Source organism: Microbacterium sp., assembly GCF_035687345.1.
Classification (GTDB): Bacteria; Actinomycetota; Actinomycetes; order Actinomycetales; family Microbacteriaceae; genus Microbacterium.
Map to the genome: position 1 here is coordinate 23945 of NZ_DASRXZ010000131.1, position 8230 is coordinate 32174.

At 69.6% G+C, this 8230-nt stretch carries 7 protein-coding genes; 4 read left to right on the forward strand and 3 right to left on the reverse strand.

Going from position 1 to position 8230, the window contains the following annotated elements; all coding sequences use genetic code 11:
• Positions 1–31: 31 nt before the first annotated feature.
• The 3 genes from secD (at position 32) to VFF97_RS15610 (ending at position 5076) form a co-directional block, all read left to right on the forward strand.
• Positions 32–1768 (forward strand): protein translocase subunit SecD, encoded by a 1737-nt coding sequence (gene secD, locus VFF97_RS15600; protein ID WP_325034417.1) that lies wholly within the window; start codon positions 32–34, stop codon positions 1766–1768.
• A complete protein-coding gene (gene secF, locus VFF97_RS15605) occupies positions 1768–2757 on the forward strand; it encodes a protein translocase subunit SecF (protein WP_325034418.1) in 990 nt (329 codons plus the stop codon). The genes secD and secF overlap by 1 nt, the downstream gene beginning before the upstream one ends.
• 66 nt (positions 2758–2823) lie before the next feature.
• The gene (locus VFF97_RS15610) at positions 2824–5076 is read left to right on the forward strand and encodes a bifunctional (p)ppGpp synthetase/guanosine-3',5'-bis(diphosphate) 3'-pyrophosphohydrolase (protein ID WP_325034419.1); all 2253 of its coding nucleotides are present in this window, start codon (positions 2824–2826) and stop codon (positions 5074–5076) included.
• Here VFF97_RS15610 and VFF97_RS15615 read toward each other — a convergent pair.
• From VFF97_RS15615 to VFF97_RS15625, 3 genes are all read right to left on the reverse strand, one after another.
• A complete protein-coding gene (locus VFF97_RS15615; protein WP_325034420.1) occupies positions 5055–5627 on the reverse strand; it encodes a hypothetical protein in 573 nt (190 codons plus the stop codon). The genes VFF97_RS15610 and VFF97_RS15615 overlap by 22 nt on opposite strands.
• Positions 5628–5720: 93 nt before the next feature.
• Entirely contained in the window at positions 5721–7247 is a 1527-nt protein-coding gene (locus VFF97_RS15620) for a DUF349 domain-containing protein (RefSeq protein ID WP_325034421.1), read from the reverse strand.
• Positions 7248–7324: 77 nt separating this feature from the next.
• Positions 7325–7636, reverse strand: a complete 312-nt coding sequence (locus VFF97_RS15625) for a dioxygenase (protein WP_325034422.1) — start codon at positions 7634–7636, stop codon at positions 7325–7327.
• Between the two features lie 183 nt (positions 7637–7819).
• Between VFF97_RS15625 and VFF97_RS15630 the strand changes: the two genes are divergently transcribed.
• Positions 7820–8230, forward strand: a 411-nt coding sequence (locus VFF97_RS15630; protein ID WP_325034426.1) for an AAA family ATPase, incomplete at its 3' end; no start/stop codon positions are given.

Below are 8230 nucleotides of genomic sequence, written 5' to 3' on the forward strand. Positions count from 1 at the left end.
CCTCCGCGGGCACCCGAGAAAGCTCACCCCCGTGGCCACACCGACCCCCGTCCGGCACGCCTGGCGCGCACTGACCGGTCTGCTCATCGTCATCGCCGTCCTGTTCGGCATCAACGCGCTCGGCGTGTACGTCTTCAAGGCGAGCTCGTGGACGCCCGAGCTGGCGCTCGACCTGCAGGGCGGAACGCAGATCGTGCTCCAGGCCCAGTCGGTCGACGGTGCCGCGCCGACGACCGAGCAGATGGACCAGGCGGCCACGATCATCCGCCAGCGCGTCGACGCGTCGGGCGTCGGCGAGGCCGACATCGCCACGCAGGCAGGCAACCAGATCGTCGTGCAGATCCCCGGCGAGGCCGACGAGGAGACGCGCAACCGCATCGAGGCATCCGCCCAGCTCCAGCTGCGTGCGGTGCTCACCGCGTCCGCTCCGACCAACACGTTCGTGGGCGACGACGGTGAGTCGACGCCGTACCCCTCGCCAGACCCGACGCTTCCGAGCACGCCGTCACCCGAGCCGACAGACGGCAGCGACACCGCGTGGATCACGCCGTACCTCCAGGCGGAGTTCCTCGCGTACGACTGCGCCGACCCGAACAACGACCCGGCGAACGCGCCGGCCGATCAGCCCCTCATCACGTGCGAAGCCGACGGGTCGGCCAAGTACATCCTCGGGCCCGTCGAACTCGACGGCTCGTCGATCGACGACGCGACCTTCGGCATCCAGCAGAACGACGGCCGTTGGGCCGTCAACCTGCGGTTCGACGACGAGGGCACGCGGATCTTCGGCGACATCAGCCAGCGCCTGTACGGCGCCACCCCGCCGCTGAACCAGTTCGCGTTCGTGCTCGACGGTCTCGTGCTCACGGCGCCCGCCATGAACCAGGTGATCCTGGGCGGCGATCCGAGCATCACCGGCAACTTCACGCAGGAGTCGGCCAAGACCCTCGCCGACCAGCTCCGCTACGGTGCGCTGCCCCTGAGCTTCGAGGTCGTCAGCTCCGACACGATCTCGGCCACGCTCGGGTCGCAGCAGCTCCAGATCGGCCTCGTGGCAGGCCTCATCGGCCTTGCCCTCGTCGCCGTCTACTCGCTCGTCGTCTATCGCGCGCTCGGCTTCGTCATCATCGCGTCGCTCGCCGTGATGGGCGTCATCACGTACATCGCGATCTGCATCCTCGCGTGGCGCATCGGCTTCCGCCTGTCGCTCGCGGGTGTCGCGGGTCTGATCGTGTCGATCGGCTTCACAGCGGACTCGTTCATCGTCTACTTCGAGCGCATCCGGGACGAGCTGCGCGACGGCAAGTCGATCACGGGCGCCGTCGAAGACGGCTGGTCGCGCGCGAAGCGCACGATCTACATCTCGAAGTCGATCAACGTGCTCGCCGCCGTCGTGCTGTACATCCTGGCGGACGCCACGGTGAAGGGCTTCGCGTTCACGCTCGGACTGACGACCGTGATCGACGTGCTGATCTTCATCCTCTTCACGCACCCGGTCATGCAGCTGCTCGCCCGCACGCGGTTCTTCGGCGAGGGGCATCCGCTCTCGGGCATGGATCCCGAGGCGCTCGGTGCGGTGTACCGCGGCCGCGCGCAATTCCGCTCGCCCGTGGTCGCGGCCAAGACGAGCGCCGATCGGCGCGCCGCGCGATCGCGCGGTGAGGCGGCACGACGCCAGACGATCGCCGAGCGCAAGCAGGCCGAGCTCGCGGCGGCCGCTGCGCAGGACGCGAAGCGAACTCCCGGCACGACGAAGGGAGGAGACGACTGATGCGCTCCATGAGCCAGTTCGGCAACGACCTCTACACCGGCAAGACCTCCTTCCCGTTCGTCGGCCGCCGGCGTCTGTGGTTCATCATCGCCGCGATCCTGGTGATCGGCTCGGCGTTGGTTCCCCTCGTGCGTCCGATCCAGTTCTCGATCGAGTTCACGGGCGGCTCGCAGTTCACCGTCTCGGGTCTGTCCAACCCGGACCAGCTGATCGCCACCGACGCCGTGCAGTCGGTCGTGCCGGATGCCACGAATAAGGTCACCACGGTCGGCGACAGCGCCGTGCGCGTGCAGACCGACCAGATGACCAGCGAAGAGACGCGCGAAGTCACGGCGGCCCTCGCCGACGCGTACGGCGTGCCCGAGAGCGAGGTGACGTCGTCGTTCATCGGCCCGACGTGGGGTGCCGACGTCACGCGCCAGTCGCTGTGGGGCCTCGCGATCTTCCTCGCGCTGACCTTCCTGATCCTTGCGCTGTACTTCCGCACGTGGAAGATGTCCGTCGCCGCGATCATCGGCCTCGTGGACGTGCTGATCATCACGATCGGCGTCTACGCGCTGTTCGGCTTCGAGATCTCGCCCGCCGCCGTGATCGGATTCCTCACGATCCTGTCGTACGCGCTGTACGACACGACGGTCGTCTTCGACAAGATACGTGAGAACACGAGCGAGGACGGGGAAGTGTCCGGCCGCACGTTCGGCGAGTCGGTCAACCTCGCCGTCAACCAGACGCTCGTGCGTTCGATCAACACGACCGTCGTGGCGATCCTCCCGACCGGCGCGATCCTGTTCATCGGCGCCCTGTGGCTCGGTGCGCAGACGCTCACCGACATCTCGCTGTCGATCTTCGTGGGCACGATCGTGGCGGCGTACTCGACGATCTTCGTCGCGGCACCCCTGTACTCGCTGTTCCGCGAGAACGAGCCGGCGATCAAGGCGCGCGACGAGCGCACCCTCGCCGCCCGTTCGCAGGCGCGCGTTTCGGTCTGACCACACGTGGGCGAGTGCCCTCCCGCTGCGGCGTAGGATTGTGAAGTCCAGCGGAGGGGAGGATTCATGACCGAGACCGTCCCCTCCGCCGCCCAGACGTCGTCGCTGCGGCGCCTCGTGCCGCGCATCTTCTCGCGCTCCGCTCGCCGCGACGACGTCGAGCAGCTCATCCGCACGGTGCGCACGCACCACCCCAAGGGTGACCTGTCGATCATCGAGCGCGCGTACACGGTCGCCGACAAGGCGCACGCGGGGCAGACCCGGCAGAGCGGTGAGCCGTACATCACGCATCCGCTCGCCGTCGCGCAGATCCTGGCCGACCTCGGACTCGGGCCCAAGGCGATCGCGGCCGCCCTGCTGCACGACACCGTCGAAGACACGGGGTATCCGCTCGACGCGATCGCCGCGGAGTTCGGCGACGAGGTCGCGATGCTCGTCGACGGCGTCACCAAGCTCGACAAGGTCAAGTACGGCGAGAGCGCACAGGCCGAGACCGTCCGCAAGATGATCGTCGCGATGTCGAAAGACATCCGCGTGCTCGTGATCAAGCTCGCCGACCGCCTGCACAACGCACGCACGTGGGGCTTCGTGCCGCCCGAGAAGGCGCAGAAGAAGGCGACCGAGACCCTCGAGATCTACGCACCCCTCGCGCACCGCCTCGGCATCCAGACGATCAAGTCCGAGCTCGAGGACCTGTCGTTCGCGGTGCTGCATCCGAAGCTGTACGCCGAGATCGACAGTCTCGTGAAGCAGCGCACGCCGCAGCGAGAGCAGTACGTGCAGAGCGTGATCGAGGCCGTCGACGCCGACCTTCGCGAGCTGCGCATCCGAGGCCGCGTCATGGGACGACCGAAGCAGCTGTACTCCGTGTACCAGAAGATGGTCGTGCGCGGGCGCGAGTTCGACGACATCTACGACCTCATCGGCATCCGCGTGCTCGTAGGCAGCGTGCGCGACTGCTACGCGGTGCTCGGCGCGATCCACGCACGCTGGACGCCGCTTCCGGGCAGGTTCAAGGACTACATCGCCACTCCGAAGTTCAACTTGTACCAGTCGCTGCACACGACGGTGATCGGACCCGGCGGCCGAACGGTCGAGATCCAGATCCGCACCAACGAGATGCACCAGCAGGCCGAGTACGGCGTCGCCGCGCACTGGAAGTACAAGGAGCGCATGAACGGCGGCAAGGCCGACCCGAAGGCGCTCGACACCGACATGGCATGGCTGGCGCACATCTCGGATTGGCAGGCCGAGACGGCCGACCCGGGGGAGTTCCTCGACTCGCTGCGCTTCGAGATCGGGGCGAAAGAGGTCTACGTCTTCACGCCGAAGGGCCGCGTGATCGGCCTTCCCGCGGGTGCGACGCCAGTCGACTTCGCGTACGCCGTGCACACCGAGATCGGCCACCGCACGATGGGTGCGAAAGTGAACGGCCGCCTCGTGCCGCTCGAGTCCGAGCTCAAGAGCGGCGACGTCGTCGAGGTGTTCACGTCGAAGAACCCGGATGCCGGGCCGAGCCAGGACTGGCTCGGGTTCGTCAAGAGCACCCGCGCGCGCAACAAGATCCGCGGGTGGTTCACGAAGGAGCGCCGCGAAGAGGCGATCGAGCAGGGCAAGGAGGCGATCGCTCGCGCGATGCGCCGCCAGAACCTCCCGCTGCAGCGTCTCATGAGCCAGGACTCGTTCGCCGAGGTCGCCCAGCAGCTGCGCTACGACGACGTCTCGGCGCTGTACGCCGCGGTCGGCGAGGGTCACGTGTCGACGCAGTCGGTGATCGAGAAGGTCACGGCGCTCGTGAGCGCGAACGACACGACGACGGGCCCGATCGATCTGCCGCCGATCGGGCGCACGCGCGCCCCGCGCGGCGGCGACTCCGGCGTGCTCGTGCGCGGCGCGCCCGACATCCTCGTGAAGCTCGCGAAGTGCTGCACGCCCGTGCCGGGCGACGAGATCGTGGGCTTCGTGACGCGCGGCAGCGGGGTCTCGGTGCACCGCTCGGACTGCACGAACGTTCAATCGCTCAAGTCCGATCCGGATCGGCTCATCGAGGTGAGCTGGGCGCCGACGACCAAGAGCGTGTTCCTCGTGCAGATCCAGGTCGAGGCGCTCGACCGCTCGGGGCTCCTCAGTGACGTCACGCGTGTGCTGAGCGAGCATCACGTGAACATCCTGTCGGCGACCGTCTCGACGACGAACGACCGTCTCGCGCTCAGCCGCTTCGTGTTCGAGATGGGCGACATCGTGCACCTCGACCGCGTGCTCAACGCGGTCCGTCGCATCGACGCCGTGTACGACGTCTACCGCGTCACGTCCTCCTGACCGGCGTCGTTCTGGCCGCGCGAGAGCGCGTGAAGCAGCACGAGCGCGCTGCGCTTGTTGGGGAGCCGCCCGTGACTCTCGATCCAGCGGATCGCGTCGTCGGCGAGACCCGGATGCGCCGCCGCGAGCGCTCGCGCGGCATCGAGGTGCTCGGGGTCGTCGACGCGTGCGACGTCTGCGAGCGTTCGCACGAGCGTCGTCACGAGGACACCTCCGATCGACAGCAGGTCGGCGGGGTCGACGGCGAGGTCGCGGTAGACGAGGCGCAGCCCGTGGACGTGGTGGAGACGCCGCTGTACGGCCCGCTGCACGGTGTGGCGCCCCGGAGGATCGTGCCGCGCGCCGTGGATCCACGCGGCACTCACGTGCGTCGCGGCGAGTGTGTCGCGGAGCATCTCGCGCAGCGAGCCCGCCCGCAGCGCCGCGGTCTCCACCGCGTCAGCGGGGATGTACGCGTCGCCGAGGCCCACGAGGTGACCGTCGAGGCACGCCGCCGACAGCTCGGCGGTGGACAGGCGGTCGTCGGCGAAGTACAAGAACGGCGATGGCACGGCGCGAGTCTGCCGGAACGGCGGATGCCGCATCAGCTCTTGCCGTCCGGCTGTGGAGAACCGCCGCCGAACGCACGCCTGGGGGAGAGGTGATCAGCCCCCGAGCGCCTTGAGCCACGTGCGCCGCGCCTCGAGGGCCTCCTTGGCCTTCTCGGCCGCTGCCTTGTCGCCGGCCTTCTCGGCCGCCGCGAGCTCCTGCTCGAGCTTCTCGATCGCGTCGGTCAGCTGGCGCGTCATGTCGTTCGCGCGCGCCTTCGTCTCGGGGTTGTTGGTCTTCCAGTCGGCGTCCTCACGCGCCCGGAGCGCCTGCTCGATCTTGCGCAGGTCGTCGTCGAGCCCCCGCTCGACGTCGCGCGGGAAGATGCGGCCGAGGTCGTCCCAACGGCGCTGGATGCTCGTGAGCATCGACCGGGCCTTCGCGAGGTCGCGCTCGTCCTGGATCGCCTTCGCCTCTTCGAGCAGCGCGCGACGGGCCTCGATCTTCTCGCGCGACGCCTCGGCTTCGGCCGCCTCGCGCTCACCGCGCGCCGCGTAGAGCACGTCGCCGGCGGCCTTGAACCGGGCCCACAGAGCGTCGTCGGCCTTCTTGCCGGCGCGGCCCGCCGTCTTCCACTGCTCGAGGAGCTCGCGGTACGCGGCGATGCCGTCCTCGCCCTTCGGGGCGAGCGCCTCGGCCTTCTCGACGAGCTTCGACTTGCGCTCCCGCACCGCCTTGTGGGCCTCGTCGAGCTGCGCGTAGAACTCGCGGCGCGCCTTGTCGAGGGTGGCGCGCGCGTCGCGGAATCGCTTCCAGAGCTGCTGGCTCGTCGACTTGGGCAGGCGCGGACCGTGCTGCTGCTGCGACTGCCACTGCTCGAAGAGCTCGGCGATCTCGGCGGAGGTCTGCTTCCACTGGATCGTCTTCGGATCGCGCGCGGCGAGTGCCTCGGCGCGTTCGACGAGCTCCGTACGGGCCTTCACGGCCTCTTCGACGGCCTGACGGGCCGCGGCGGCCTCGGATGCCGACGCCGCCGAGAGCTCCTCGGTCAGGGCGTCGAGGCGCGCGCGGAGCGACGCGAGGTCGCCGACGGCCGCGGCATCCGTGATCTTGTCGTGGAGGGTGCGGGCGGTCGCGCGCAGGTCGGACGCCGAGGCGCCGCCGCGACGGTGACGCACCTCGAGCAGCGTGACCTCGCTCGCGAGGTCGTTGTACTTGCGCTCGAAGTACGCGAGCGCCTCTTCGCGCGTGCCGTCGGGGAACTGACCCACCTCGCGCCATTCGGCGCCCTCGCGCACGAACACGGTGCCGTCCTCGTCGACGCGGCCCCACGGCTCGTCGCTGCCGGCCGACTCGGCGGCGGGAGACGTGGAGGCGGGGGCATCCTCGGCCGCGGTCGCGGCATCCGTCTCTTCAGCAGCAGTCGCGGCATCCGTCTCGCCGGCATCGGCCGCGTCCTCGGCCGCGGGCTCCGGCTCGCTCGCCGCCTCTTCCGGCGCCGGGGCTCCGGATGCCTCTTCGGGGGCGGCCGCGGCGTCGCGCGCCTCGGGGGCCTGCTCGTCGGGGGTGGTGGGCTGCTCGGAGACCGCCTCGGCGTCGAGGTTGTCGGGCGTATCGGGAGTGGACTCGGCTGCGGAAGTCACGGGATGCACCTCATCGCGGCTGTGCGCCGCCTGGGGGAGTATGGACGGCCCCAGCCTAGTACGGCGGGGTGGCCGACTCAGGACGTTGCGGTCGGCTCGGGCGTCGGCGTGCCCGTCTCCGTGGGAGTCGGCGTCGGGGTCGACGGCGCCGGAGTCGGCGTCTGCGTAGGCGTGGGACTGGGCGCGGGCTCGGGCGCACCCGGACCGACCGTGAAGTACGCGATCTGACCGCCGATCACGGCGAGGATCAGGATGCCGCCGGCGATCCCCGCGATGAGGTTGTCGCGTGTGCGGCGGCGGGCGCGGCCTGCGTGGAACTCCTGACGAGCCTGATACAGCCGTGCACGTTCGCGCGCGGCGCGAGCTTCGCGTTCCTTGCCCGTTGCCACAGGACCTCCCTCACCCCGGTGCTCCGGGCCGCGTCGATCCTACAAAGACGCCGGGGTCGGGCCAAACCGTCCTGCGGAGCGTCGTGCGAGTGGTGTCGAGCCCGCGTCGGCGGCCGCGGATAGCCTGGTCGGGTGACTTCGCCCGCCGCTCTCTTCCAGGGCCAGACCCCGCTCGCCGTGCGCATGCGGCCGGTCTCGCTCGACGAGGTGGCCGGTCAGTCGCACCTGCTGCGGCCCGGGTCGCCGCTGGTGACGCTGGCGAATCCGGATGCCGCGGCCAAGCCGGGGACGTCGGTGATCCTGTGGGGGCCGCCGGGCACCGGCAAGACGACGCTCGCGCAGGCGATCGCGCGCTCGTCCGGCCGTCGGTTCGTCGAGCTCTCCGCGATCACGGCGGGCGTGAAGGACGTGCGCGAGGTCATGCAGGATGCGCTCAACCAGCGCGACCTGTACGGGCAATCGACCATCCTGTTCCTCGACGAGATCCACCGCTTCACCAAAGCGCAGCAGGACGCGCTGCTTCCCGGCGTCGAGAACGGGTGGGTCGTGCTCATCGCCGCGACCACCGAGAACCCGTCGTTCTCGGTGATCTCG

Coding starts and splice junctions, on each gene's coding strand:
- secF (WP_325034418.1), top strand. CDS start 1,768: ATGCGCTCCATGAGCCAGTTCGGCAACGACCTCTACACCGGCAAGACC.
- VFF97_RS15610 (WP_325034419.1), top strand. CDS start 2,824: ATGACCGAGACCGTCCCCTCCGCCGCCCAGACGTCGTCGCTGCGGCGC.